We start from the raw sequence: 25,676 nt of genomic DNA, 5'->3' as shown, positions 1-25,676 counted from the left end.
CCGTCTAGCAGGGCTTCGCCGCGAGAGCAAAGCCGAGGCGCACGGAGGTCGACGGAAGCCTCCGGAGCGAGCGGGCTTCACGGCTTGGTGCCCCAGTGCCCGATCCCGGTGGTCAGCGGCGCGGCGGCGTCCGTCTGGGCAGCGAACGACGCCCCGGCGCTCGCCTCCGGCGTCGCGAGCAGCGCCTGCCGCAGCTCCGCCATCGACGGGAACCTGCCCCGTGGATCCTTCACGAGCGCCTTGCGCACGACCGCGTCGAGCTCGCGTGACATGAGGAGCCCCGGGTGCAACCGGTGCAGCGGCGGCGGCGGCTCGCGCCCGTGCTTCGCCGCGATCGCAGGGTACGGACCCTGGAACGGAACACGGCCCGCGAGCATCTCGTAGAGCACGATGCCCAGGGAGTAGACGTCGGCGGTGGGCGCCGCCGGAGCGCCGTGCGCCAGCTCGGGCGCCATGTACTCGGGCGTCCCGACGACGCGGGAGAGCAGCGAGGCGTCGGCGCCGTGGTCCTGGATGAACGAGAGCCCGAAGTCGAGCAGCTTGACGATCTCGCGCCCGTCGGCCGCGTGCACGAGGAACACGTTCTCGGGCTTCACGTCACGATGGATCACGCCGGCGCGGTGCGCAGCCTCGAGGCCCGCCGCGAGATCGGCGGCGACCCGGACCGCGCGCGCGGGGACGAGCGAGCGGGCGAAGGTCAGCGTGTCGGCGAGATCGAGGCCCACGAGCAACTCCATCGCGAAGCACGGCGTATCGCCCCCGCGATCGAGCGCCTCGACGCAGAGGACGTTGGGGTGCCGGACGCGCGAGGCCGCGGCGGCCTCCCGCTCGAACCGCGCGACGAGCAGCGGGTCGTCGCGGAGCTCTGCCCGCAGGACCTTGAGCGCGACGCGCGCGGGCGCGGCGTCGTGCGTCCTGCCGACGCGCTCCGCGAGGTAGACGTGCCCGACCCCGCCGCTGCCCAGGAGCTGCACGACGCGGTACCTGTTGCAGACGACTTTGCCCACGAGCGCTTCGGCGGCGACGCGAGCGGGAGGCATGGATCGATCGTAGCGCAGTCGCGCCCGCCGAAGGGCAGAGGCGCGCAGCGGCGCCGATGAAGAGAGCGCCGGCCGTCGTGACGCGGGCGCACGAACGAAAGGTTTGCGGCCGCACTGCCAGACGAACGCGGCGCGCGATGTCCCGCGAGAATGAGCCCAGCCGTCACGGCGACTCCGGTCGGATCGCCTGGCTCCTCCAGGCTCGCGGTGAACGGGATGACGCGCAAAGTCATCCATGCCCGCCCCCATGGCCTGGCCAGGCCGCCCGCGCGCCATCGTGGGCCGCGGAGCAGGACCGATCGGCGTGCCGCCGGCGTCTGCGCGTGGCGCGCTCCGGCGGCGCGACGAGCGGCGGGCGACCGGATCGAGCGCCGGTACGCGCGGATCGCTTGAGCGGCGGCGAGGAGACGGCCACGCTTAGCGGCGCATGACCGACGATCGTCGATTCTCCTCCCCGAGCACGCTCGACCTGGATGTAGAGCTCGCTCCAGCGGCGACGAGCTCCGCGGGGCCGAGCGCCAGGCCCGTGTCGCGGCCGGCTCCGCTCCGCTGGAAGAAGAACCTCGCGCTCTTCTGCCTGACGGTCGTCTCGGTGTTCGTCGCCGGCACCCTCTGGGCTCCGATCACGCCAGAGGACGACAGCGTGCTCTCCCTCGTGAAGGCGCTGCCGCAGACGTGGCCGTTCGCCGTGCCGTTCCTGGCGATCCTGCTGGCGCACGAGTTCGGGCACTATTTCGCGGCGCGCGCGCACAAGGTCGAGGCGTCGCTCCCCTACTTCATCCCGCTCCCTGTCGTGAGCCCGCTCGGCACGATGGGCGCGGTGATCTCGATGAAGGGCACGATCAAGTCGCGCAACGCGCTGCTCGACATCGGCGCCTCCGGGCCGCTGGCCGGCCTCGCGGTCGCGCTCCCGGTCCTCTTCGTGGGCCTGACGCACTCCGAGGTGCACGCGACGTCGGGCCCCGCGCTGCAGGAGGGGCGGAGCCTGCTCTATCTCCTGCTGAGGTGGCTCGCTGTCGGCCCGATCCCGGAGGGCCACGACGTCTTCCTCGGCCCCACGGCGATGGCCGGCTGGGCCGGGCTGCTGATCACGGCGCTCAACCTGTTCCCGGTCGGCCAGCTCGACGGGGGGCACGTCGCGTACGCGCTGTTCGGCAGGAGGCAGGACCGCTACAGCCGCGCCGCGCACTACCTGATGCTCGCGCTCTTCCTCGGCAACGTCGCGTACTTCACGCGGCACTTCATCGCCGAGGGATTGCCCGACGCGCTCCGCGCCGCGGTCGCGAACGGGCTGCCGTGGCTCACGTGGTTCGGCGTGGTCTACGCGATGCTGCGCGTGGGCGGCCGGGAGCACCCCCCGACAGAGCCCGGCGAGCTGTCGCCGGCGCGCAAGGCGATCGCCGTGGTGACGCTGCTCTTCTTCGTGCTGCTGCTGATGCCGACGCCGTTCGGGACCTACTGAAGACGACGGCCGCCTCTCAGGATTTCGCGGCGGCGAACTTCGCCCGGAGCGCGTCGCAGACGACGGCGGGCGCGTAGTGGCTGACGTCACCCCCGTGGCTCGCGATCTCGCGCACGAGCGACGCCGAGACGAAGCCGTAGTGGGTGCGCGTCGGCAGGAAGACGGTATCGACGCCGGGGAGCATGTCCGCGTTCGCGTGGGCGATCTGCAGCTCGTACTCGAAGTCGGTCGCCGCGCGCAGGCCGCGGACGATCACGCGCGCGCCGACCCGCTGGCAGTACTGGATGAGCAGCCCCTCGAACGAGTCGATCCGCGCGTTCGTCACCTCGCTCGTGGTATGGCGCAGGAGCTCCAGCCGCTCCGAGTAGGTGAAGAGCGGGTGCTTGGTCGGGTGCCGGCCGACGGCGATGATCACCTGATCGAACAGCTTCGACGCCCGCTGGATCAGGTCGAGGTGGCCGAACGTGATCGGATCGAAGCTCCCCGCATAGACGGCCAGCAGTTCCTTGGACATGGCGCTCACCGGTCCGGCGTCCGTCGGGGTGCGCCCGCGGGCGGTGCCGCTCCCGGAGCAGCTGCCGGCGGCGACGGCGCGGTCTGGGGCGCGGGCGCCTGCGGCGCAGGCGCCTGGGGCGCCGGTGAGCCGGTCTCGCCCGCCGGGGCGGGCGCCTGCCCTTCGTTGGCGGGCGCCGGTTCGCTGCCCCGAAGCACCTTGTTCATGGCGACGTCATCCTCGATCCACATGAGCCGACCGCCGTCGCCGAAGGTGATGCGGAAGAAGGCGAGCAGCCCCGCGCCGATCACCCCGTCCAGATCGAGCTGGAGCTGCTTCTCGACCGCTTGGAGCGGCGCCCCGTACACGCCCGGCACCTTCGGGATCTCCAGCGCGCCCAGCCGCAGCATCGGCACGACGCCCTGCTTCAGCTTCTGCTCCGGATCCTGCTCGACCCGCTTCAGCCCGTCGGCCTCGAAGCCGGCCTTCTTCCAGCCCTCCTTGTCGAGCGCGATCGGGAACGTCATCGACGTGTCGATGAGCATCGGCCCCTGCAGCATCTTGTCGGGGCCCACGCTGCTCCGCAGCACCATGCCGCCGCCCTTGATGAAGGCGAGGTCGACGCGCGTCGCGTCGGGCGGCGCCGGGGGGGAGAAGCTGCGCACCACGAACTGCCGGCCGCTGTAGTCGATGGTCGCGTTGAGGTGGCGGAGCAGGTTCACCCCGAGCAGCGCCTTCACCGGCGCGCCCATCTGCTTCGAGATGCCCGACAGGTCCTGCGTGAGCGCGGGCACGTCGTTGACCTGGAGCTTCTTGCCGAAGCGGAGGGAGACCCAGCTCGGCTCCTTGCGCGTGCTGCTGTCGAGGACCACCTCGCCCGTGCCGGTCGACACCATCGCGAGCGCCGACTCGCCGTCGATCTCGACCTCGACGACGAAGAAGGGCGCCGCCGGGCTGACGTGGGGCATCTCGATCGCCGCCAGGAGCGCGCCCGAGATCGTGAACGGCGCGCGCCCCGCCCCGCGCCGCGCCAGCTTGGCGATCGACTTCGCCCAGTCGTCGACCACATCGGGATCGTCGAGCATCGCCTCGAGCTCGTCCGCGGCGGCGTCGAGGTCGCCCTTGTACCAGAGCGCGCGCCCGCGGAGCCCGGCCGCCTCGGAGCCGGCGACCCCCTGGAGCAGGCGCAGCGCCTCGGCGTAGTCGAGCCGCGCCAGCGCGATGCGCCCCGCGAGCAGCCGCGCCTCGGTGTCGGTCGGGACGATCGTCAGCGCCTTCGCGACCGCGTCGCGCGCGTTGTCGACGTCGGCGGACTGGAACTCCTGCCGAGCGCGGGCGAGCCACTTCTCCGCCGCCGGCGGGCGGGCGGTCTCCGGGCCCATCATGGTCGAGCACGAGGCGAGGAGTGTCGCGGCAAGCAGGCCGCCGAGGCGAACAGCAAGAGGGGAGCGTCGCGTCGGCGCGGTACGGTTCGAGTGGATTCGCACGTGGATCTCAGGCCCTTCGCGCCGTGCCGTCCGGGGCGAGCTCTCCCGGCGAGATCGGCTCGATCGCCAGGATGCGATCGGCCCGTAGCTCACGACGGCTGCGCGACGGGAGCAGATAGCCGAGAACCCGGGGTGGGTCGAGGTCCGTTCGCACCCCCGTTACCCGTACCACGAGCTCCTCCGGCCCCCGGCGCGCCGGGCGGTACCGCATCCGCACGGTGGCGGAATGCTCGGCCGCGCGCACCGCCGCAGCGACCAGCGCCGGACGGGCGTGGCGCTCGCCGATCCGGACGTGCCACAGGTCGCGCGGCGTCCGCGGGGCGAGGACCTCCACGATCTTGCGGAACACGGCGCGCAGCGCGTGGACGTCGTCCTCGGCGCGGTGGGCGCGCTCGCGGTGCACGCCGAGCTCCCGGCACAGCGAGGCGAGGCTGTGGCTCGGCAGGGCGAAGGCCCGGCGCGAGAGGACCAGCGTGTCGAGGTAGTACGGGATGCGCTTCGCCTTGCCCGCCCGCGCGAGCTCGGCCTCGAGGAACGCGACGTCCCATGCGGCCGCGTGGGCGACGATCACCGCGCCCTCCATCACCTGCTCGATGCGATCGCAGAGCTCGGGGAACGTGCGCGCGCCCGCGAGCTCCCGCGGATCGATGCCGTGCACGTGCGCGTTGCCGAACACGTCCGGCTCGGGCCGCACGAGCGACGTGATCGCGTCCTCGCACGTATCCCCCCGCATCCGCTCGGCGCAGACCTCGATGACGCGGTCGCTCTCGGGGCGGAGCCCCGTCATCTCGAGATCGAGGAACACGAGCGGCGCGCGCTCGATCGGGTCATCCCAGGGCGACCCGGCGGGGGGCTCTGCGCCGGTCGTCCGCTCTGCCTCCGCTCCTTCGCGCTGCTCTGTCATCCGATCGGTTCCCCCCCGCGACGGCGCGACCCAGGGGGGCGGCCGTCCCTCGACATGGACGCGTCTTAGCGAAACCCGCGCCCGACCGAAAGCGCTCGCCGCGCAACGTCGGGCGGCGCCCCCTACCGCGGCGGGCGCCGGCCTCATCTCGCCGGCCGCGCGCCACGGAGGCGCGCTGGTCGCGCCAAGGGCCCCGCGTTTGCGGCGAGCCCCTAGGGGCGCAACGGGCGCGCCCCGCGCGGTCCCCGCGACGCGCCCACACACAGCACAGCAGGATTTCTGCCGCCAAGCGCCGGATGTTCACGGGAGCTTTCGTTGCTACACTCCCGGGCGTGCCGGACGGGGTAGCTACAGTCCCGGGGGGCTCTCCTCATGAAGAGCTCGATCTCGGCGACGAGTTTTCTGGGTTCCGCCGCGACCGCAAGGCCGAGCCGCTCGACCTCCCCGTCCTCGTGGTGAACCGCTTCTTCCAGCCTGTTCAGATCACGACGGCGCGCCGCGCTTTCCTGCTGCTCTTCGGCGGCGCGGCCCTCGCCATCGACGAGGCCGGCGAGCTCCACGATTTCTCGGCCTGGCGGAGCCTGCCGGTACGGGACAAGGACGACGGCCTCCCTGTGGTCGGCGGCTCGCTCCGCGTCCCGCGCGTCCTGCACCTCCGCCGCTACGAACGCATGCGGCGACCGACGATCCGACTCACGCGCAAGAACGTGATGCTCCGCGACGCGCACCAGTGTCAGTACTGCGCGCGCCGCCCGCCTGTCCGCGACCTCAACATCGACCACGTGCTCCCCCGGTCGCGCGGCGGCGAGGACTCCTGGGAGAACCTCGTGACCGCCTGCCGCACGTGCAACCTCCGCAAGGGCTGGCGCACGCCCGACGAGGCCAGCATGCGGCTCATCCGCCAGCCGGTGCCGCCGCGGTGGTCGGCGACCATGCAGATCCTGCTCGGGCTGCCGCACTCGTTCGATGAGTGGAGCCCCTTCCTCAAGGCCGGCTGACGCCCCTCGCCCGGCGCGCCGCGGCGCCGCCCGGAGCCGCCGGAGGCCGACGTCGACAGGGAGGCGGCTCACGGCGCCACGGTGATTCGCCCCTGCTCGTCGCAGTACGCGACCGCTCTCCACCCCTCCTCGGTGCAGAGGAAGAAGTCGCCGCAGCCGGTCCGGCACGATGCCTCCGCGCACGTCTCGGCGGCGTCGGCCGGGCAGTCCGGCTCCTGAAGCGCGGGCGCGCAGCCCGACGCCTCGCCGCTGCGATCGAGCGTCACGACCTCGCAGCCGTCGCCCGGCGAGCCCGCGCCCGCGTCCGCGTCCGGTTCGGGCTCGCCGGGCCGGTCGCAGCGCGCGGCCATCGTCCACGCCCCCTCGCGACAATCGTACAGAGCGCGGCACACGTCATCGTCGCACGTCCCCCCGCGGCCGAGCGGGCACCCTCCGTCGGGGATCTCCCCGCAAAGCAGCGGCTCGGCGATGGGATCGCAGCCTGCCGGCGCGAGGGCAGCGAGGGCGGCTCCGGCCATGAAAAGCAGCGGGATCTTCACGACAGCCGTGAGGAGAGCGCGGATTGTCGGCGCGAGGGAGAGAAAAACACGAGGCACCTCGCCTCCGCTCTGCCGAACCGTTTACTATGCGCGCCATGCGTCCCTGCGCCACCGCCAGCGCTGTGTTCACCGGAGTCCTCGTCGCCGCGACCCTGTTCGTGGCCTGCTCGAGCGGCACCGCCCCCCCCTCGCCGCCGGAGAGCGCGCCGCCCGGCGCTTCGCCCCCGCCCGCGTCGCAGCCGGCCGCTGCCGATCCGGCCGTCGCCGATCCAGGCGCCGCCAGCCCGGGCGCTCCCGCGCCGGCCCACGCGGACAGACCCGCGAGCCGCGGGAAGACGCCGGAGACGGTCGAGGACTGCAAGGCGATGGCCTCCGAGATCACGAACGACCCGCCGGACGGCGGGGTCGTGATGAACAACGCCATGACCTCCGCCGACGCCGGCTCGAGCGATCGTCTGCAGCCGCTCGTCGACGCGATCAAGGCACGGCGCGACGGCTTCCGCTGCTGCTTCGACCTCTACGCGCGCAAGCACCCGGGCGCGCAGGGCAGGGTCACGTGGCAGCTCAAGCTGAAGCCCGACGGGACCTTCGAGGAGGCCACCATCGTGCGCGACAAGAGCGACGTGACCGCGCCGCAGATCGAGTCGTGCATGGAGGAGCTCGCGAAGTCGATCACGTGGGCGCGCTCGCCGAGCGGCAAGGAGACGGTGCTGACCTACCCCTTCGATTTCAAGAGACGCAACTAGCAGCGCATCGCCGGCGAGGAGCACGTCTGTGTCGAGCGACGCTTCGGGGATCCTGCGCGGCTCGGGCTACCCCGGCCGCAACGCCTACGCCGAGCTGCTCCGCGACACGCGCGGCCTGCGGCGGGAGCAACAGCAAGCCCGCGAGGCGTGGTTCGCGCGGCTCGCGGCCGACAAGAAGGACGAGACGCTCTTCGAGCTCGAGATCCTCCTGAAGGGCGTCGCCTGCTTCGCGAACCCGCGGAACCACCCCGGCGCCGGGCGGCGCCAGACGATCGTCAGCCACGACTTCCACGAGCACCTCCAGCACGCCCGCGACGGCATGGCGCGCGTCGTCCAGCTCACGCGCACCATGCTCGGCGATCGCGACCGCGCTTTCGTCTTCCAGCGCTACCTGGAGACGGTGCTGCCGGAGGACACCGCGCGCACGCGCCTCCTGCACGCGACCATGGCGCAGGAGTCGCCTGAGTCGAGCCTCTTCGTGCTGCGGCACGGGTTCACGAACCTCATCGAGGTCGCGGGCGGGCTGCTCCGGCTGCCGCGGGTCAACTTCAGGCTCTTCTACGCGCACCTCGCGACGGCCATGCGTGAGATCGCGCAGAGCACGTTCTTCAACCCGCTCCACGCGCTCGAGTTTCGCCCCGAGTTCGACCGCATCGCGTCGACGCAGGTGCTCGAGCTGATCCACCGCGTGCCCGGCGAGCAGGCGCACCGCCTCGTGGCGCTCACGTTCCTCGCGCTGTTCCGGATGCTCCGCTACCTCCGGCTGCTCGACGCCATCGCGCTCGACCACTCGGATCACCGCGTCGCCGGGCGCGGCTACCTGGTGCTCGCCGTCCTGCGCAGCGACGCGCGCGCGCTCTCGAACTACCTCCGCCGCCGCGCGGGCGCGCTGCTCGCGGACAGCTTCGAGCGCGATCTGCTGCGCGTGCCCGCGAGCGAGCTCGTCGCGCGCCACGACGAGCTCGCCGCCGAGGGCCACCGCCTCCTCTCGACGAAGGCCGCGCTGACCGGGCTCGCCGCGAACCTGCGGCTCGAGATGCGCCGCGCCTTCGAGCACGACCTCCCGCCAGCCGACGCGCTGGTGAGCGAATCCGAGTACCGCCTCCGCCTCCGCGCCGTGTCGCACGGCCTCCGCCCCGCGCTGCAGAACGCGATCCTCTTCCTCGGCAGATCGCTCGGCGCGAAGCTCGAGGAGGGCCGCGTCTTCGACGACCACGCGGCGCGGCGGGCGACGAGCGATCGCCTCCGTCGCGACGTGTGGATGTTCGCCCAGATCGCCCGCGCGTTCGCGAGCAAGGCGCGCACCACCGGCCCCGCGCCCGATCGGTGGACGGGCATCGCGAGCTTCGCGTTCGTCCGCGAGTTCCTCTCGTACTTCCGGGCGATGGGCTACCCGCTGCTCCGCGTCGGCGACTACCCCCGCGTCGACGCGTTCGTCTCGGCGATGACGGCGCTCGAGGACAGCGACCTGCTCGACCCCCAGCGGCTCGACGCCGCCATCCGCGAGTGCGAGGCGTTCTTCGAGTTTCTGATGAAGCTGTTCGAGCAGATCTCGAAGCGCGAGGACCTCGCGGGCGTCCCGTTCGATCGCAAGGGCGCCGCGCGCGCCCTCCGGCTCTACCTCGGCGAGCGCACCTGAGCGCCCCTCTCGGCGCCGCGCCGTCGCTCCACCACCGACGCGCAGAGGAGATGGGCGAGGCTCCCGGCGCGCGCCCTACGACGGCGCGGGGCAGGTGAACGTACGCGCCACGCGGCGGTCCAGCGCCGCGCCGGTCCAGCGCCGCGCCCTGCGCGCACGCGCCGGTCGCGGTCGTCACGCGGCGGCGCCGTCGCGGGGACATCATCAACCCGCGCGCGCCCCCGGCCTGGACCAGCGCGCCGGCTCCGCGGCGTGCTCACCCTCGGGCGTCCTGTAGAAGCGACCTGTAGAACAGAGTTTCTCGTCGCGGCCGGCGGGCCCGCTCGCGGCGCCTCACCGGGTGGACGGCGCGAGGCGCGCCTCTTGCGCCTTATTCCGATTCGTCGGACGGCCCGGTGCTCGCAGGAGCCGGGGCCGGCGTGCTCTTGCGCGCGCCGCGGGAGCCCGCGCCCTTGGCCGGCGCGCGCTTGGCAGCCGCGCGTCCGCCTCGAGGCGCCGCCGCCTTCTTCGGCGCAGCCGCGCGCTTGCCGGCGGCCTTCGCCTTGCGCTTCGGAGCCGCCTTCTTGGCGGCGGGCTTCTTGGCAGCGGCGCGCTTCGGGGTCTTCTTGGCGGCGGCGCGCTTCGGGGCGGCCTTCTTCGCTGCCTTCCGCGCCGGCTTCTTCGCGACCTTACCGGCCTTCGCGGCGGCCGGCTTCTTGGCCGACTTCGTCACCTTCTTCGCAGGCTTCTTCGCGGTCTTCTTAGCAGCCATTGGAAATCCTCCTGCATTCGCCCCGGCCCGGCCCGGCGGACATCGCTCGACGTCCTCGCCACTACAATTTCCTCACCGAGGCAACAGATGTTGCACGACGTATATTGCCACGCATGGTGATGGTCAAGGAAAATCTTGCAGGCCCTAAACCGATGTATCCCATGTGTTCCAGGCAAACTGGTCCGCAAGCGTTGCGAGGGTAAACGCCGGATCAGGCCGTGGTGAAAAGAACCAGACCGGGTCGGACGTCGGATTTTCGTTGACAAGCTCCGGAATGTCTGTCTTGGCCCTCTCCGCTTCTCTCCGGCGACCGAGCGCCTGCAAGGCGCGGCAAACCGCGCCGTGGAGCTCATGGTCGCACGGAGCACCAGCGTTGCGCAGGCTCTAGAGAGCCTTGTGCGGCGCCATTCGCCTCGCTACCGTCGCGCCGCCTGCGCGGCGGTCGCCCCTCATGGGCCGGCGCCGCGCCGCTCTAGGAGGAAAGGTATGTTGGTTCGTCGCTCGACGTCGTGGTTGTTGCTGGGCGCAACGCTCCTTGCCGGCTCGGGGGCGCTCGGATGCGGCTACTCGGAGGAGGAGATGCAGGCCAAGGTCCGCGAGATCGAGGGCCTGAAGACCCAGCTGAGCGCCGAGCAGGCGCAGAACAAGAAGGCCAGGAGCGAGCTCGATGAGGCGGCCGCCCGGATCGAGCAGCTCAAGTCCCAGCTCAAGGCCGCGGGCGTGGACATCTCCAACCTGAACGCGAACCTCGAGCAGCAGGCCCGCGCGCTCGAGGACTTCCGCCGCCGCGCCCAGCAGCTCGAGGACATCAAGAAGCGCTTCGAGGTGCTGCGGGAGAAGCTCCAGGCCCTCACCAAGCTCGGGCTCAACGTGACCGTCCGGAACAACAGGATGGTCATCCAGCTCCCCGGCGACGTGCTCTTCGATTCCGGCCGGGAGACGCTGAAGAAGGAGGGCCAGGACATCCTGCTCAAGGTGGCCGAGGTCATCCGCAACGACGCCGGGCTGTCGGCGCGCTCGTTCCAGGTCGCCGGGCACACGGACAACGCGCCGCTCGCCGGCGGCCGCTTCAAGGACAACTGGGGGCTCAGCGTCATGCGCGCCCGCGAGGTGCTCGCGTTCCTGCTCCAGCCCCAGGACAAGGGCGGCGGCGGCCTCAAGCCCGAGCGGTGGAGCGCCTCCGGCTACGGCGACACCGACCCGGTGAAGGCCAACGACACCCCGGAGAACAAGCAGGCGAACCGGCGCTGCGAGCTCGTGGTGTTGCCGAACGTCGAGGAGATGCTCGACCTGAAGACGCTCACCCAGTAAGGCCTTCCGCATGAGCGTCGCGGCCATCGACATCGGGACGAACTCGGTCCTCTTGCTCGTCGCGGAGCGCCGAGGGGGTGAGCTCGTCGCGCTCGCCGAGCGCGCGACGATCACCCGCCTTGGCCAGGGGGTCGACGCGGCCCGCGCGCTCGCCCCGGAGGCCGTGGAGCGGACGCTCGCCTGCCTCGCCCGCTACGGCGAGGAGCTCAGGTCCCTGGGCGTCGAGCGGGTGGACGCCGTCGGGACCAGCGCCATGCGCGACGCCGCCGGCGGGGAGGCGTTCATCGCCCGCGCCCGCGACCTCATCGGCGTGGCGCCGCGCGTGATCTCCGGGCCGGAGGAGGCGGAGCTCACGTACGCCGGGGCGCTGACAGGGCTCGACCTGCCGGCCCGAGGTCCCAGGATCGTGTTCGACGTGGGGGGCGGCAGCACGGAGATCATCGTCGGCGACGCCGGCGGCACGGTGGAGCGGGCGGTGAGCCTCGACGTCGGCAGCGTCCGGCTGACCGAGCGTCACATCCGCGCGGATCCGCCGGCCGAGGCCGAGCTCGAGGCCGTCCGCGCGGACGCCCGGGCCGCCCTGGCGACGGTCCCGGCCGGGCCTCTGTCGGGCGTGCCCACCCTGGTCGGCGTCGCGGGGACGGTGACGACCCTCGCCGCGCTCGTGCGCGACGTCGTCCCCTACGACGGCGCCCGCGTCCACGGCGCGCGGGTCTCCGGGGCCGAGGTCGTGGCCATCACGTCCCGGCTCGCCTCCTTGCCGCTCGCCGCGCGAAGGCAGCTGCCTGCGCTGGATCCGGCGCGCGCCGACGTCATCGTCTCCGGCAGCGTGCTGATCGAGGAGCTCCTCGCGTGGGCCTCGAGGGTCGCCGGGGCGCCTGTCGATCTCATCGCCTCGGATCGCGGGGTCCGCTGGGGGCTGGCCGAGCGGCTCTGCCCTGCCTGAGCCCACCGGCTCGCTTGAACAGGGACGGACGCAGCCCCTCCTGGCCGTTGTGTCCGCCACATTTTCGCCTCATCCCACCCAGCTCAGGTCCGCCACCTCTCCCGGAGAGGCCTGCTCTGCCCTAAACTAGAGCGGCGGGCCAGCGTGCATTCACGCTGGTGCCTCCACTGGCACACACTGTGACCCCGCCCGATCCTGAGAAAAAAACCAGAATGATCACGCGACGATGGGTCAGCCTCGGGGATTTTCGTTGACGGTTCTGTGCTGGCTCACTAGAGTGCGCGCGCCTGGCGCAAACTGGCCCTTTTTCGAGAGGGCCGTTCCCCCAACTTCAATCCCTTCCGCCCGAAACCGTCCGCTTTCACCGCCGCTGCTCGAGATTTCACTGTGCACGCCTGAGCACCGACCCCTCGCGGGTCTTGGCGGTGGTGCTCGCGCTTGTGCTCGTACAGCGGTCTCGAGACGCGGTTCATGGTTTTTTTCTCGGAATGCGCGACGGTGTGTGTCGGTTCTGCGGGTCCAGGTTCAACCGCATGTGCAACGGCCGCTTCCCGGAGAGGATTTCGGGAAGCAGACGAAAAATAAAGAGACGGCGGGGTGGAAGGCAAAGGAGACGATATGCAGGCTCGTTCGGAGATCCAGTTCAAGGTGGGCGACAAAGCCGTCTACCCGGCCCAGGGCGTGGCCGAGGTGGTCAACATCGAGGAGAAGGACATCGCTGGCAACCGTCAGCGATTCTATGTTCTCCGCATCTTGGACACGGATCGAAAGATCATGGTTCCAGTCAGCAACGCGAGCGCGGTCGGCCTTCGCCAGGTCATCTCTGAACAGGAAATCCGGGAAATCTTCGACATCCTCCGCGAGCGCACCATCGCGTTCGACAACCAGACATGGAACCGTCGCTACCGCGGCTTCATGGACAAGATCAAGACGGGTTCGATTTACGACGTCGCGGAGGTGCTCCGCGACCTGTACCGCCTGAAGACGGACAAGCAACTCTCGTTCGGTGAGCGCCGCATGCTCGACACCGCCCGGACGCTGATCGTCAAGGAGATCGCGATCGCCCGGGGCCAGACGGAAGAGCAGGTGAAGACCGAGATCGAGGCGATCTTTCTCGCCAACTGAGGCGTTACCTCATGGCTAGCGGCCCTGCGGCCGCTGCCGATGGAGGCCGGCACTGCCGGCCTCCGGGCTTTTGTGGCTCCGATCTCCGGAGCCCACGGCGGGCTCGCGGCGTCGAGGCCGCGGCCGGCGCCCTACCCGGGGGGGCGGCCGCCGGTGGCTCCGCTCAGAGCTCGCTGCCGGGCCGCTTCTGTACGGGAGGGAGCGGTGGCAGCGCGAGATCGACACGCCAGCCGGCGTCCTCGTAGACGCAGGGCACCTGGACGCGCTCTCCCGGGAGCAGGCCGGCGACGTCCACGAGGGCATGGGCGCCGGCGATCTGGGCGACGTACCGCTGCGGCTCGAAGCGCAGGAGGAAGCGGGAGGGCGTGATCATCGCTTCGGGCGCGATCGCCTTGCCGGTCGCCGCGCTGTAGCGCTGCGCGCGCGCCGCCAGGTTGTCCCGCGCGCGGCGCGACAGAAGCTCGAAGGCGGCCTTGGCGTCGGCCGGATCGCCATGGAGCTGGCGCAGCCGCGCGACCAGCTCCCGGACGGCGCCGTCCGGGGTGCCGTTGGGAGGGCGCCTGCTGCACCCCGACGAGGCGAGCGCCGCGGAGAGCGCGGCCACCGCGACGGCGCAGCGCAGGCGCGCGGCCGCCCGTCCGCTGTGCCGCGCGCGCTGCCGGTGCGTCGTCATGCCGCCGGTCCCTTAGAACGACGCCCCGCCGGAGTCCACAGCGCGCGGCCGCCGGTGTCCGCCGCACCTCGCGGAGGAGCGCGCCTTCACGCCGGCGCTGCGCCCGCGAGCGCGCCCACCTGGCGGAGCGCCTCGTAGAGGACGATCGACACGGCGTTGGCCAGGTTGAGCGAGCGCACGGGGCCCAGCGTGGGGATGCCGAAGACGTCGTCCGGCATGCGGGCGAGGAGGTCGGGGTCGAGGCCCACGCTCTCCTTGCCGAAGACGAGGGCGTCGCCCGGCCGGAAGTCCGCGTCGAGGTAGCTCCGCGACGCCACCGCGCTGAACAGGCGCAGCCGCGCGTTCGGGTGCCGGTGGCGGAAGTGGGCGATGTCGAGGTGCTGCTCGAGCGTCACCAGGTGCCAGTAGTCGAGCCCCGCGCGGCGTACGCTCCGCTCGTCGATGCGGAACCCCAGCCTCCCGAGCAGGTGCAAGGGGCTCTGCGTCGCAGCCGCGAGCCGCGCGATGTTGCCTGTGTTCTGCGGGATCTCGGGCTCCACCAGCACGATCCGGAACGGCGGATCGAGCGGCGCCGCGCGGAGCCGGGGGCGACCATCCTTGAGCACGCCCTCTCTTTCGGCGACGCGCCCTCGCGGTGCAACCCCCTTCCGCGACGCAAGCCCCGAGGAGGGGTCGCGCGCGGCCTGGCCCACCGGCGCTCGCGGCGCGGCCCCGGTCGGGCAGCCGGCCCACGCGGCGCCACGCAAAAGGTGGTCGGAGCTGACGGAGGTGCCTCTGTTCGCTTGACGGCTGTACGAGCGGACACGTAGCCTCCCGCCTCGGAGACACGGAATGCGCGCATCGTGCTGGATTGCCTCGGCAATTGCCCTCGCGGGGGTGGCGTCATCCTCGCTGGCGTCTGCAGACTCCATGGATCCCGCGCTCGCGCGGCTGGTGCGCGAGCCGGTCCCTGGCGTCGGTGACGCTGCGGTGCCCTGCCGCATCACGGGGCCGGACAACGGCCTCTATTACAACCCCGCGTCGCGCTATCAGCGCTGCCAGACCGACGACGCCGCGTTCGCGAAGCTCATCGCGCAGTACGGCTTCGCGATCGCGCCATCGGCGATGCACTCGGCGCGGACCACGGGCTACGGCGGGTTCGAGATCGGCATCGAGGCCGATTACACGAAGATTGACAGCGAAGCGGACTACTGGCAGCGCGGCACGCAGGGGCCGCAGGATCCGGCGTCCGGGAACTTCTCCATCGAGAACCGGAGCCCGGACTCCTTCCTGCAGCACTACTCGCTCAAGGTGCGCAAGGGCTTCCCGTTCGGCTTCGAGCTCACCGGCGCCGTCGGGTTCCTCGCCAACACCAACATCGTCAGCGGGGGCGCCGACGTACGCTGGGCGCTCTTCGAGGGGTTCCGCAGAGGGATCCCCGCGATCTTCCCGGAGGTCGCCGTGGGCGGCAGCGTCCGGACGATCACCGGGACCGAGGAGTTCCAGCTCACGGTCGCCGGCGTCGACGCGCAGCTCTCGAAGCCTCTGCCGATCGGCGGGACGGTGGTCGTCACCCCGTACGCCGGCTACCAGTGGCTCTACATCTTCGGCGACTCGGGGCTGATCGATCTCACCCCGAACACCGACGCCGTGAACTACTGCAACTTCCGCGGGTTGAACTCGCCGGCGAACCCCGTGCAAGGGGCGGACGGCGAGACGCTCCCCCACGACGGCCAGCCCGTGTGCGCGGGCGGATCCCAGGCCGACTTCAACAACACCGTCGTGTTCGACGCCGTGCGCATGTCGCGCCACCGGCTCCATTTCGGAGCGCAGCTGCGCTTCCAGATGGTGAAGTTCGGCGCTCACTTCATCACCGACATCGTGAGCCCCGAGGACGCGAACCAGGGTGCAGACTACGAGATCAACGGCGAGAACAAGTTCGCCGGGCTCGGGTCGCAGTGGACCCTCGCGCTCGATCTCGGCGCCGTGTTCTGAGGCGCGCGGCGCGCGGCGTCCGGAGCCCGCGCGCTCGGCGCCGTGCTCCGAGGCGCGCGGCGCCGGGAGCCCGCGCGCGGTCCGGGTCGCGTCAGCGCTTCGGGCCCAGATCGGGCAGCGCGTAGCCGAGCTCGGCGAGGATGGCGCGGAACGCGCGGTCCTCGTTCCGCGCCACGGTGAGGTGCTCCATGAACTTCTTGAAGTTGCCCTGAGCGGCCGCGTCGGCGGCGCGCTCGCTGTTCTCGAGCACGAGCAGGAGGTGCGGGTGCGCCCTGGAGACGGAGGAAGGGCACTCCATCTTGCTCGCCACCTTGGCGCGCGCCTCGGCGAGCGCGTGCACCACCATGATGAGCTCCTTGTCGTGCGTGCGCGGCAGGAGCATGTCGCCCTCCCGGCGCGCCTCGTCGAGCAGCAGGCTCGCCCTGTCCAGGTAGCTCCCGGCCCAGGCGGGCAGCGCGACGAAGAGCGAGCAGAGCGCGAAGGTGAAGGCAATCAACAGGTGACGGATCATCGACTGGGTCCTCGGTCGTTCATGGGTGGCTCGGGGGACGCCGCGCCGGCCGGCGCGGCGTCCCTGCCCTCGGGCGCGCCTTCCAGGGCCTCGGTGGTCGCCCGTTCATCGGATGGGGTCGCAGGCTCCGGCGCGGCGCACGCCACGAGCGCGGCGCGCGCGGCCGCCTGCTCGGCCAGCTTCTTCGATCGGCCCCGGCCGGTGCCGATGACCTTGCCCTCGACCTCGACGGCGACGAGGAACGCGCGGTCGTGGTCCGGCCCCTCCGTGCCCATCAGCCGGTAGCGCGGCGATGCGGCGCCGCGCGCCTGCACGCGCTCCTGCAGCTCGCTCTTCGCGTCGCGCCCGAGCATGCTGCCGCTCGCGAGCTGGGCGAGCGGGCTCGCGACGATCTTCCGGCTCAGCGCGCGCGCGCTCTCGAAGCCGCGATCGAGGTACAGCGCCGCGACGAGCGCCTCGGTCGCGTCGGCGAGCACGTTGGTCTGGTCGCGCTCCCCGGCGACCTCCGCGCCCCGCCCGACCCGGAGCGCCGCGCCCAGCTCGACCCCGCGCGCCCAGGCCGCGAGCGCGTCGGTGTTGACCAGCGCCGAGCGCATCATCGAGAGCTCCCCCTCCCTGGCCCCCGGGAAGCGCTCCATGAGGAGCTCCGTCACGCACAGGCCGAGCACGGCGTCGCCCAGGAACTCGAGGCGCTGGTTGTCCACGCGCCGGCCGCCGCGCTGCTCGTTCGAGAAGCTCGGGTGCGTCAGCGCCTCCTCGAGGTGCGGCAGGTCGCCCTCCACGCCGAGATCCAGACGCCGCAGCAGCTCGCTCGGGAGCATCCCCAGCACCTTGCCCACGCGCGACGTCTCAGCCCGTGTTGAGGCGGTCGGTCAGCTCCGCCATCTCGAGGTCGAGCGCCGTCAGACCGCCGGCGTCATGCGTGGACCACGCGACGCGCACCTTGCCCCACGACAGCAGGATGTCCGGGTGGTGATCGCGGCGCTCGGCGAGGAGGGCGAGCCGCATCGCGAAGCCCACGCCGGTCCCGTAATCCGGAAACGAGTAGCTCCGCTCGATCCGCTCGCCCGCTCGCACCCAGCCCGGGTGAGCAGCGACGAAACCGGCGATCTCATCGTCCGGGAGCCGATCACGCTTGCCCATGGGGAGCAACTATGAGCTAAGCCCCGCCTCGGTGGAACCCCGAGTTGCGTCCCCGGGCCGCGCGCGCCGCTCGCCGCGCGCTCGCCCGCCGTGCGCTATCCTCCCGCGGCGATGACCGGGCTCACCGCCTGCCCCTTCTGTCGGGAGATGTTCGAGGCGAAAGAGGCCCGTACGTGCCCCGCCTGCGGTCTCCGGCTGGAGGAGCTCTCGAAGCTCCCTCCCTCGTACGACGCGCTCCACGAGGAGCCCGACGAGCCGCTCCCGCCGCACATGGAGCCGCTCCCGTGGACCTACGCCGGTCGCGGCCGGGGGGCCCTGCTCGCGCTCGCGGCCTTCGGCCTCGCGGCGTTCTTCGCGCCCTGGGTCCACGAGGCCGCGCCCGAGATCCGCGATCTCAGCGGCTTCGGTCTCGCGCGCAGGCTCGGGTGGATGTGGGCCCCCGCGGTCGCGTTCTTCGTGATGATCCCGCTCGTGCTGACGCGGAGATCGATCCACAAGATGCGCGGCGCCCGCGTGGCCGTCGCGTTCCTCGCCGCGGTCGCCCTCACCACGGTCGCGATGCGCCTGATGTTCACGCCGGCCAGCACGCTGCTCCGTCCAGTCCGCTTCACGTGGGGCTACGGGCTCTACGCGACCGGGGCGATCGCGCTCGCCGCGCTGATCACCGCGGCGCTCTTCGGAGGAAGGGTCGACGACCTCCCCACGGGACAGCAGCGACGGGGCGATGAGGTGCTGCACTGATCGCGCTGCCCGCGTGCCCGCGATGGCCGACGGCCGCGCTCCGGCATCGTGAAACGATCGGCGCCAGGGCTGACACCGATGCCATACCTGCCAGGACGAAGCGCCGCGGTGCGCGCGGGATGACGCTGAACGAACGACGCGACGAGGCGATGAACGACGCGGCGTGAACGACGGACGATGTACTCGCTCGGAGGCATCCCGGGTCGACAGGCCCGCTGGTGCGACGTAACCTTGGTAGGAGTGGCCTTTGTCCGCTGCTCGGAGGTGCGCGATGGCCAAGAGATCTGCCAGCGTACGCCGTGAGCCGGTGCGGGACGACGAGGCGTTCGATGTTCCCGCGGCGGTCCTCTGCGCGTGCTGCGGCCAGCCGGATTGCGCCGGCTGCGCCGCGGCGACCGACGAGGGTTCGGGGGTCGTCGCGATCATCCCGTGGGAGCGCCCGTTCGGCGGCGTCTGGTCGCGGCTCTGGGCCACGTCGAAGGCCACCACGCTGGGGGCCGAGACCTTCTTCGCGGCGCTGCCCGACGGCGCGTTCCCGGCGGCCATGCGGTTCGCCCTGCTGGCGGAGACGCTCGCGATCCTCTCGATGGTCGTCGCGCTCCTGCCCATCGTGGCGCTCGCGCTGCCGGGCCTGACGCTGGAGCTCGCGCGGAACCCGGCCGCGCGCGCGAGCGCTCTCCAGTGGCTCGCGATCGGCGTTCCAGGGCTCACCGTGTGGATGGTGCTCGCCCACGCGGTGCACGGGGCCGCCCTCGAGCTCGGCGCGCGCCGCCAGGGCGCCCGGCCGGAGCGCCGGCGCGCGCTCCGCTTCGGGCTCTACGCGTGCGGCTGGGACCTCATGGCCGGGCCGCTCGGCGCGCTGGTCATGCTCATCACGGGCGGCATCAAGGGCGCCGAGCAGATCCTGTCGGCGTCGCTCCGGGTACCGGGCAGGGCCTCCACGGCGCTGCTGCTGGGCGTCTACGCGCTCCCGCCCGAAGCTGCAGAGCGCGCTCGCCGCGCCGGGAGCATCGCCGCGCTCGTGGTCACCATCGCCTCCGGCTTCGCCGCCATCGCGATCGTCGTCGCGCTGAGCTGACCGCGCCTGCGGCGCTGGCGAGGCGACCGGCGGATCGAGGACATCGATCGCACCGATGCCGAGACGTCGGACGCGGTCAGCGCATGTCCTGGCGCGGCACGGGCGAAGGCGGGGGCGCGCCCGGGCGGCGGCCGCTCGCCAGGGTGCCCGGGCGCCGCAGGGGCTGCAGATCGCCCGTCGAGGTGATGTCGATCAGGTCGACGAGCTCGGGCGCATGGCCCGATACGTCCTGCGCCCGCAGGCGCTCGAGGAGCTGCTTCACCTGCGCCTCGGCCTTGCCGTGCGCGAGGATCTGGCGGATCGAGGGCGCCTCCTGCTCCAGCGAGCGGCTCACCGGCCTGCGGCTCTGCCGTCGCCACAGCACCGCGAAGCGATCGCCCTCCGCCACCGGCTCGGGCACGAGCTCCCCGTCCTTCACCCGGGCGGCAGCCTCGATGAGCCCCGGGTGGAGCTTCAGCCCCAGCTCCGCGGTGCTGCCGTCGGGCGCCACGAACCCGAGGTCGCCGCCGCGCAGGCTGGTCGCCTTGTCGAGCGATCTGTCGCGCGCGATGTCCTTGAAGCGCTGGGGCGACGGGTCCTTCTTGAGCTCGGCCAGGATCGCCTCGGCCTCCTCGCGCGTCGCGACGAGGACGCGCCAGAGCGCCACCATCGGCGGCGCGCTGAACTTGTCCCGGTTCGCTTCGTAGTAGGCGCGGACCTCCTCGTCGGTCACCGGAGAGCTCGCCGCCGCCTCCGCCTGGATCCGCTGCAGCAGGGCGGCGCGAAGGACGCCGCGGATGCGGTCCTGCACGTCGGCCCGCTCGGTGAGCTTCTGCGCGGCCGCCCCCTGGGCGAGGAGCAGCTCGCGCACCAGGACCTGGCTCACGAAGTTCCTCCGGATCTCGTCCGGCGTGCGGCCGAAGCTCTGGAGCTGAAACGGCGGGATCTGCGCGATCCTCCGCTCGACCTCCGCCGCCGTGATGACCTTGTCGCCGACGCGCGCCACCACCGCGTCCGCCGCGGCCGACGGCTGGGCCTCAGCGCGGAGCGACAGGCCGGTCGACGCCGCGCACGCGACCACGGTCGCGGCCGCTGCGAGGAGGAGCTTCACCGTTCTCGCGCGCATCGGAGCGGGTTATCCCCGCGCCGGCAGGCAAGGTCAAGCTGCGCCGCGGCGCGCCGTCTCGGCCGGCGCGCCGGTCGGGCCTCCCCGGTCGCCGCCGCGCAGCACGCCCGCCTTGCGCAGGGCGTGCGCGTCGAGCCCGACGAACCGGTACACGTCCGCGGAGAAGCCGTAGGCGCGGTGGAGGTGCTTCAGCCCCTCGACGAGCTCGGCGGTCACCTCGACCGGGGGCGGAGGCGGGTACGCCTTGCGGATCGAGGCGAGCGGCTCGCCCAGCTCCAGGAGCTCCTCGACGCGTGACAGCACGTCGATCGGCTTGAGCGCGCGCTTGCCGCGCCGCGAGACGCCCTCGGCCAGCTCCGCGAGCAAGCGCCGGCGCCGGCGCTCGGTGCGGCCATCCCCGGCGCGGCCACCGCCGCCCAGGAGCAGCTCGTTGAACCGACGCGCGGCCCGGCGCTTCTCGACCGCATCCGGACTTCCCCGGCGGTTCTGCGCATCGCCGTCCCGCTTGGCTGGACGTGGCGCTTTGGTGGATCCGGCCCTGGAGGCCGGCGATCTCTTCGTCTTCACGATCCTCGGCAGGAGCACAGCGGCGCTCGAGGAGCCGGAATTCCCCGGCACATCTTCTGGCTGTCCCCGGAGTATAGACAGCTCATCCTCTCGCTTCGAAGAAAGCGGCGAGCGCACGTCGCGCTCGCGCCGCGCGCGCCGGAGCTCAACGTCCGCCCTCACACCACGCCAGTGCCGTCCCCACGGCCGCGATCAGCCAGGCCGGCCACGTCGCGCGGAGGAAGCCGGCGACGTCGGCCAAGGCGCCGCGCCGCGCGCGCCGGGCAGCCTCGGCGTGGCCGATCCGGCGCAGGTTCTCGCGCTCGATCTGCTCGTGCTCCTCGTCGTCGAGGGGATCGCTCCCGGCGAGGTGGTGCAGGTGGTGCGTCACCTCGTGGTCGATCGTCTCCTCGATCTCCGCGTCGACGTCGAAGCCGGGGTCCTCGCGGGCCTCTGTTCGAAACGTCCGATAGAAGATCCGGATCTCCGGAGGACGGGCGATCCCGAGCTCGTCCGCGGGCGTCCCGGGCGTGTAGCAGCCGAGCAGCGGCTCGCCTCCGTCGTCGCAGGCCGGCACGCCCGCGTCGATGAAGAGGTCGATGTTCCGCACGCCGCGGGCCTCGTAGATGCGCTCCGCCGCCGCGCGGACGCGCTCCTCGAAGGCGTCGAGATCGGGGAAGGCGCGCCCCTCCCCGGCCGCGGAGCTCGCCTCCCCGGGGACGTCCGGATCCGCTTCGAGGGCGCGTAGAGGCGCGCGCGCGAGCTCCCGCTCGAGCGGCACATCGAGGTCGTTCCGGGCGCCGCAGGCCTGACAGCGGTGAACCGCGAGGAGCCGCGCGGGGTAGCGCGCCTCGTGGTAGAGGTCGACGATCGCCGCCCACGCTTCGTCCGACGCCCTGGCGAGCGCGTCGGCGATCACCGAGGCGCGCCGCTCGCGGCCGAGCGCCGCGATGCCCATGGCGACGACCAGCGACGGCGTGACGCGGAGCGCGCCGTCGCTGGACAGGCGGAGCAGCGGCATCGCCTCCTCGACGGTCCGCTCCACGAGCCGCACGCCGCGGCACACGGCGCGCCCGACGCGCAGCGCCGGGATCGGGTGCAAGGCGCCGAAATCGAACGGGCGATCGAGCTCGGGGTCGTCGAGCTCTCCGTCGGTGAACGGCCCGATCTCCAGCAGGCGCGACGGAGCGACCTCGAACGCGGCGCCGCAGTTCTCGCACGTGTACGCGCCGGGCTCCTCCGGCGTGACGCCGGCGAACGCGAGGAGCGCGCGCAGGACGTGGGCGTCTGCGAGCGGGAGGCCGAGCGGATCCAGCGGCGCGCCGCGCGCGTCGGCCAGGACCGACGGGCCTGCGAGGATCTGCACATCGCGCGCGCACCTGCCGGCCGGGGCGGGCGCGTCGCCGCCGCGGCTTCCGGGGGCGCCCAGGACGGCCGGCGCATGGGCGCGCGCGGCAGCGTCCGACAGGCGCACCACGTTGCCGGAAGGGAGGTGGACCTGCGCGGGGAGCAGGCGTGGCGCGGGCGCAGGATTCGGCATCGCTCGGCGGCCCTATAAGGGCGCGGGCGCGCGCCTTCCAGCGCGGCGCCTCCTCACCTCGCCTGTCGCCTCGCCGCGGCGAGGTCCCGTCAGGGGTCCTCGGGGGCCGGCGAGCCGCTGGAGGCGCCGTCGTCGGCCGGCGCAGACGAGCCCCAGGCATCGGGGTCCCTGTCCGCGCCAGAAGGGTCCCGCCCCGCGCGGCCGACGTCGAGCCCAGCGGCGTTGGCCAGCTCGGCCGCCACCACGGCGGAGAGGGAGCCCCCGCCGAGCGGAGCCATCCGCGGCGCGACGGTCGACGAGGGCGACGGCTCCGAGGACGTGCGATCGCGGCGGCGACCTCGGCCCATCACGGGCGCGCGCTCGCCGTCGCCGGCCGGATCCGGCGCGGCGGCGCCCTCGCGATGCAGGGTCGCGCGGAGCTGCATGCGCCCGAGCGACAGGCTCGCCGCGCTGGCGGGCGGCACGCTCGACGAGGGCTCCGCGCCGAGCGGCACGCCTTTCCCGAAATCGAGGTAACGCGTGATGGCCAGGGCGTAGATGAGCTTGCGCACGATCGGCTCCGGCGCGACCCCGGACCTGATGAGCGCCGGGAGCGTGGGCGAGGAGCTCTGGAGCACGTCGATCACGGCGAGCTCGCCCTCGGTGAGGCCGAGACGACCCGGCTCGAGGGCAGGGTGCAGCCGGAGGGGAACCGCCTCGATCCGCTCGAGCGTCCGCTGGAGCCGCGTCGAGCGCTCGCCATGCTCGCGCAGCCCCGCCCAGAGCAGCGCGAGCGGATCGACCTTCGCTGGATCGCCGCCCCAGTCGGCCAGCACGTCGAGGCCGTCGAAATAGCGGTACGTCGTCTCAGGCGGCAGATCGAAGAGCCGCACCATCCGCCGCACGAACTGGACCTGCGCGAGCCAGTCGAGCGTCGGGGAGTCGAGGCACCCCGAGAGCAGCAGCACATCGCCGAGGAGACCCCTCGTCGCGAGCGCATCCGCCAGGATCTCGGCGGAGATCACCCCCTCTTCGAGCAGGATCTCTCCGAACCGCGCGTAGCCGTCGCTCGGACGGATCTTGACGGGGGCCCCCCGGACGATCCGCACCGTGTGCTCGGCGCCCGTGGGCTCCAGCAGGATGAGCGCGCCGGTCAGCCGGTGCTCGACGGCATACACAAAGAGATGGGCGAACGGCGTGCGCTCCAGATCTCCTTCCGCCGTCGCGGGGCCGTCGGCAGACATCCCACGCCAAGCTATCATAGCGCCCGCGGGCCGGAGCCCCTTTCTCCGCGCACAGAGGCGCCGAGGCGGCGTGGATGTCGCGCTCGTCCTCGTGGAGCCGCGGGCGCTCCGGCGTCGGTGGTCGCCTTCGTTTCTTGCCGGTTCCGACGCGCGCTCGACGCATTCACTTCACCTCCGGGTGCGCGCGGCGGCGTCGGGGCGGGGCTCGCATACCCGGCCAGCACCCCTCCGCCGCGGCGGTTCCGCGCTACGGTGGCAGACATGCCGCGCGGACATGTGCTGGTGCTCGACGACGAGCGGGCGATCTTGACGACCCTGCAGAAGGCCCTGTCGCTGGAGGGCTACACGGTCGACGTCGCCGGCGGCGTCGGGGTGGCCGAGGAGAAGCTCGCGAAGCGGAGCTACGACATCGCGCTCTTCGACGTCTCGTTGCCCGACGGCGACGGCGTCGAGCTGCTCCAGCGGATACGCACCGCGGGGTCGGAGCTGCCGGTCGTCATGATGAGCGGCCACGCGACGGTCGACGCCGCTGTCCGCGCGACGCGGCTCGGCGCGATCGACTTCCTGGAGAAGCCGCTCTCGACCGATCGGCTGCTGCTCGTGCTCGACAACACGCTGCGTCTCGTCCGGGCCGAGGCCGAGGCGAAGGCGCTGCGGACGCAGACCGGTCAGGTCGGCGAGCTCATCGGGGAGAGCCGGGCGATGCTCGAGTTACGCGAGCAGATCGCGCGCGCGGCGAGGGCGACCGCGACGGTGTTCGTGACGGGCGAGCGCGGCACCGGCAAGGAGCTCGTCGCGCGCGCGATCCACGGCGCGTCGAAGCGGGCGCGCGGGCCGCTGGAGAAGATGAACTGCGCCGCGGTGCCGAGCGAGCTCATCGAGAGCGAGATGTTTGGCCACGAGGCGGGCGCGTTCACCGGCGCGACGAAGCAGCGACGGGGGAAGTTCGAGCGCGCGAGCGGCGGCACGCTGTTCCTCGACGAGGTCGGGGACATGCCGCTCGCGATGCAAGCGAAGCTCCTCCGGGTGCTGCAGGAGCGGGAGATCGAGCGCGTGGGCGGGCACGAGACGATCAAGGTCGACGTGCGCGTCGTGGCGGCGACGAACCGCGACATCGAGGCGGCGTGCCGCGAGGGGCAGTTCCGGCCGGACCTCCACGACCGGCTCAACGTGCTGCCGCTGTCGTTGCCGCCGCTCCGGGCGCGGCGCGAGGACATCCCGCTGCTCGCGCGGCACTTCCTCGCGCTCGCGACGCAGGCGAACGACAGGCCGGGGATGGCGTTCACGAGCGGCGGGATGGGGATGCTCGTCGCTTACAGCTTTCCGGGCAACGTGCGGGAGCTGCGCAACATCATCGAGCGGCTGGTGATCCTGACGCCGGACGACACGATCGACGAGGGCGACGTGAAGGTGTGCCTCGGCGGGCAGCAGGCCTCGATGAAGGGGGGGCTCTTCCGTCCGGGCGTGCCGTTCCGGGTGCTCGCCGAGGAGGCGGAGCGGGCCATCCTGGAGGAGGCGCTCGGCCATCACGGCGGGCAGATGGCCGCGACGGCGCGGGGGCTCGGGCTCGAGCGGAGCCACCTCTACAAGAAGTGCAAGGCGCTCGGGTTGCGCGGGGACAAGGGCGAGGCGGACGAGGAGTAGCCGGAGAGGGGGCCCTGCCGGGGGGCCGCGCCGAGGGGAGGGTCTGCGCGGCGGCCG

26 protein-coding genes are annotated in these 25,676 nt (G+C 72.4%); 11 read left to right on the top strand and 15 right to left on the bottom strand.

Going from position 1 to position 25,676, the window contains the following annotated elements; genetic code table 11:
- Positions 1-77 precede the first annotated feature (77 nt).
- On the bottom strand, positions 78-1,040 hold the full coding sequence (locus WME96_RS08825; protein WP_437289710.1) for a serine/threonine-protein kinase: 963 nt from the start codon (positions 1,038-1,040) through the stop codon (positions 78-80).
- A gap of 427 nt (positions 1,041-1,467) precedes the next feature.
- On the opposite strand from WME96_RS08825, the gene WME96_RS08820 reads away from it, so the two are divergent.
- Positions 1,468-2,502: a site-2 protease family protein gene (locus WME96_RS08820; RefSeq protein WP_437289709.1), complete on the top strand. Its 1,035-nt coding sequence runs from the start codon at positions 1,468-1,470 to the stop codon at positions 2,500-2,502.
- A 16-nt stretch (positions 2,503-2,518) separates the two neighbouring features.
- Here the strand turns inward: WME96_RS08820 and coaD are convergent, their stop codons facing one another.
- The 3 genes from coaD to WME96_RS08805 form a co-directional block, all read right to left on the bottom strand.
- Positions 2,519-3,016 carry a pantetheine-phosphate adenylyltransferase gene (gene coaD, locus WME96_RS08815; RefSeq protein ID WP_437289708.1) on the bottom strand — a complete coding sequence of 166 codons (498 nt, stop codon included), beginning with the start codon at positions 3,014-3,016 and terminating at the stop codon, positions 2,519-2,521.
- A gap of 5 nt (positions 3,017-3,021) precedes the next feature.
- Entirely contained in the window at positions 3,022-4,380 is a 1,359-nt protein-coding gene (locus WME96_RS08810; protein WP_437289707.1) for a tetratricopeptide repeat protein, read from the bottom strand.
- A gap of 109 nt (positions 4,381-4,489) precedes the next feature.
- Positions 4,490-5,386 (bottom strand): 3'-5' exonuclease, encoded by an 897-nt coding sequence (locus tag WME96_RS08805; RefSeq protein WP_437289706.1) that lies wholly within the window; start codon positions 5,384-5,386, stop codon positions 4,490-4,492.
- 332 nt (positions 5,387-5,718) lie between these two features.
- Here WME96_RS08805 and WME96_RS08800 point away from each other — a divergent pair, with 332 nt between their 5' ends.
- Positions 5,719-6,384 carry an HNH endonuclease gene (locus WME96_RS08800; protein ID WP_433934775.1) on the top strand — a complete coding sequence of 222 codons (666 nt, stop codon included), beginning with the start codon at positions 5,719-5,721 and terminating at the stop codon, positions 6,382-6,384.
- Positions 6,385-6,452: 68 nt separating this feature from the next.
- On the opposite strand, the gene WME96_RS08795 is transcribed toward WME96_RS08800, so the two are convergent.
- The gene (locus tag WME96_RS08795; protein ID WP_437289705.1) at positions 6,453-6,902 is read right to left on the bottom strand and encodes a hypothetical protein; all 450 of its coding nucleotides are present in this window, start codon (positions 6,900-6,902) and stop codon (positions 6,453-6,455) included.
- A gap of 116 nt (positions 6,903-7,018) precedes the next feature.
- On the opposite strand from WME96_RS08795, the gene WME96_RS08790 reads away from it, so the two are divergent.
- Both WME96_RS08790 and WME96_RS08785 read left to right on the top strand, forming a co-directional pair.
- Entirely contained in the window at positions 7,019-7,669 is a 651-nt protein-coding gene (locus WME96_RS08790) for an AgmX/PglI C-terminal domain-containing protein (RefSeq protein WP_437289704.1), read from the top strand.
- Between the two features lie 28 nt (positions 7,670-7,697).
- Positions 7,698-9,308 carry a hypothetical protein gene (locus tag WME96_RS08785; protein WP_437289703.1) on the top strand — a complete coding sequence of 537 codons (1,611 nt, stop codon included), beginning with the start codon at positions 7,698-7,700 and terminating at the stop codon, positions 9,306-9,308.
- A 370-nt stretch (positions 9,309-9,678) separates the two neighbouring features.
- Here WME96_RS08785 and WME96_RS08780 read toward each other — a convergent pair whose 3' ends face one another.
- Positions 9,679-10,059 (bottom strand): histone H1, encoded by a 381-nt coding sequence (locus WME96_RS08780; RefSeq protein ID WP_129574168.1) that lies wholly within the window; start codon positions 10,057-10,059, stop codon positions 9,679-9,681.
- A 486-nt stretch (positions 10,060-10,545) separates the two neighbouring features.
- Between WME96_RS08780 and WME96_RS08775 the strand changes: the two genes are divergently transcribed.
- The 3 genes from WME96_RS08775 (at position 10,546) to WME96_RS08765 (ending at position 13,441) form a co-directional block, all read left to right on the top strand.
- Positions 10,546-11,370, top strand: coding sequence for an OmpA/MotB family protein (locus WME96_RS08775; protein WP_061619936.1), 825 nt, complete (start codon positions 10,546-10,548; stop codon positions 11,368-11,370).
- Positions 11,371-11,380: 10 nt separating this feature from the next.
- A complete protein-coding gene (locus WME96_RS08770; protein ID WP_437289702.1) occupies positions 11,381-12,316 on the top strand; it encodes a Ppx/GppA phosphatase family protein in 936 nt (311 codons plus the stop codon).
- A gap of 618 nt (positions 12,317-12,934) precedes the next feature.
- On the top strand, positions 12,935-13,441 hold the full coding sequence (locus WME96_RS08765) for a CarD family transcriptional regulator (protein ID WP_012234339.1): 507 nt from the start codon (positions 12,935-12,937) through the stop codon (positions 13,439-13,441).
- A gap of 163 nt (positions 13,442-13,604) precedes the next feature.
- Here the strand turns inward: WME96_RS08765 and WME96_RS08760 are convergent, their stop codons facing one another.
- The gene (locus tag WME96_RS08760) at positions 13,605-14,114 is read right to left on the bottom strand and encodes a hypothetical protein (protein WP_433934767.1); all 510 of its coding nucleotides are present in this window, start codon (positions 14,112-14,114) and stop codon (positions 13,605-13,607) included.
- 86 nt (positions 14,115-14,200) lie between these two features.
- A complete protein-coding gene (locus tag WME96_RS08755) occupies positions 14,201-14,719 on the bottom strand; it encodes a tRNA (cytidine(34)-2'-O)-methyltransferase (RefSeq protein WP_437289701.1) in 519 nt (172 codons plus the stop codon).
- Between the two features lie 304 nt (positions 14,720-15,023).
- Between WME96_RS08755 and WME96_RS08750 the strand changes: the two genes are divergently transcribed.
- The gene (locus tag WME96_RS08750) at positions 15,024-16,088 is read left to right on the top strand and encodes a hypothetical protein (protein WP_437289700.1); all 1,065 of its coding nucleotides are present in this window, start codon (positions 15,024-15,026) and stop codon (positions 16,086-16,088) included.
- A gap of 91 nt (positions 16,089-16,179) precedes the next feature.
- Here the strand turns inward: WME96_RS08750 and WME96_RS08745 are convergent, their stop codons facing one another.
- From WME96_RS08745 to WME96_RS08735, 3 genes are read right to left on the bottom strand one after another with little or no spacing between them, the layout of a single operon-like run.
- Positions 16,180-16,599: a hypothetical protein gene (locus WME96_RS08745; RefSeq protein ID WP_437289699.1), complete on the bottom strand. Its 420-nt coding sequence runs from the start codon at positions 16,597-16,599 to the stop codon at positions 16,180-16,182.
- On the bottom strand, positions 16,596-17,438 hold the full coding sequence (gene rnc / locus WME96_RS08740; RefSeq protein WP_437289698.1) for a ribonuclease III: 843 nt from the start codon (positions 17,436-17,438) through the stop codon (positions 16,596-16,598). Before rnc ends, WME96_RS08745 begins: the two co-directional genes overlap by 4 nt.
- 10 nt (positions 17,439-17,448) lie before the next feature.
- Positions 17,449-17,742 (bottom strand): 4a-hydroxytetrahydrobiopterin dehydratase, encoded by a 294-nt coding sequence (locus WME96_RS08735; protein WP_061620881.1) that lies wholly within the window; start codon positions 17,740-17,742, stop codon positions 17,449-17,451.
- 111 nt (positions 17,743-17,853) lie between these two features.
- Here WME96_RS08735 and WME96_RS08730 point away from each other — a divergent pair, with 111 nt between their 5' ends.
- Entirely contained in the window at positions 17,854-18,483 is a 630-nt protein-coding gene (locus WME96_RS08730; protein WP_437289697.1) for a hypothetical protein, read from the top strand.
- A gap of 271 nt (positions 18,484-18,754) precedes the next feature.
- Positions 18,755-19,561 (top strand): hypothetical protein, encoded by an 807-nt coding sequence (locus tag WME96_RS08725; protein ID WP_061620880.1) that lies wholly within the window; start codon positions 18,755-18,757, stop codon positions 19,559-19,561.
- Between the two features lie 76 nt (positions 19,562-19,637).
- On the opposite strand, the gene WME96_RS08720 is transcribed toward WME96_RS08725, so the two are convergent.
- The 4 genes from WME96_RS08720 to WME96_RS08705 form a co-directional block, all read right to left on the bottom strand.
- Positions 19,638-20,666 (bottom strand): peptidyl-prolyl cis-trans isomerase, encoded by a 1,029-nt coding sequence (locus WME96_RS08720; RefSeq protein WP_437289696.1) that lies wholly within the window; start codon positions 20,664-20,666, stop codon positions 19,638-19,640.
- A gap of 33 nt (positions 20,667-20,699) precedes the next feature.
- A complete protein-coding gene (locus tag WME96_RS08715) occupies positions 20,700-21,233 on the bottom strand; it encodes a hypothetical protein (RefSeq protein ID WP_437289695.1) in 534 nt (177 codons plus the stop codon).
- A 145-nt stretch (positions 21,234-21,378) separates the two neighbouring features.
- The gene (locus WME96_RS08710) at positions 21,379-22,752 is read right to left on the bottom strand and encodes a metallopeptidase family protein (RefSeq protein ID WP_437289694.1); all 1,374 of its coding nucleotides are present in this window, start codon (positions 22,750-22,752) and stop codon (positions 21,379-21,381) included.
- A gap of 89 nt (positions 22,753-22,841) precedes the next feature.
- The gene (locus WME96_RS08705) at positions 22,842-23,975 is read right to left on the bottom strand and encodes a hypothetical protein (RefSeq protein ID WP_437289693.1); all 1,134 of its coding nucleotides are present in this window, start codon (positions 23,973-23,975) and stop codon (positions 22,842-22,844) included.
- Positions 23,976-24,236: 261 nt separating this feature from the next.
- On the opposite strand from WME96_RS08705, the gene WME96_RS08700 reads away from it, so the two are divergent.
- On the top strand, positions 24,237-25,619 hold the full coding sequence (locus WME96_RS08700) for a sigma-54-dependent transcriptional regulator (RefSeq protein WP_437289692.1): 1,383 nt from the start codon (positions 24,237-24,239) through the stop codon (positions 25,617-25,619).
- Positions 25,620-25,676: the final 57 nt, after the last annotated feature.

The sequence above is a fragment of the Sorangium sp. So ce406 genome (genome assembly GCF_051474675.1).
Classification (GTDB): Bacteria; Myxococcota_A; Polyangia; order Polyangiales; family Polyangiaceae; genus Sorangium; species Sorangium cellulosum_G.
The sequence above is the reverse complement of the archived record's forward strand: the minus strand, read 5'-3'. Positions and strand labels throughout refer to the sequence as shown.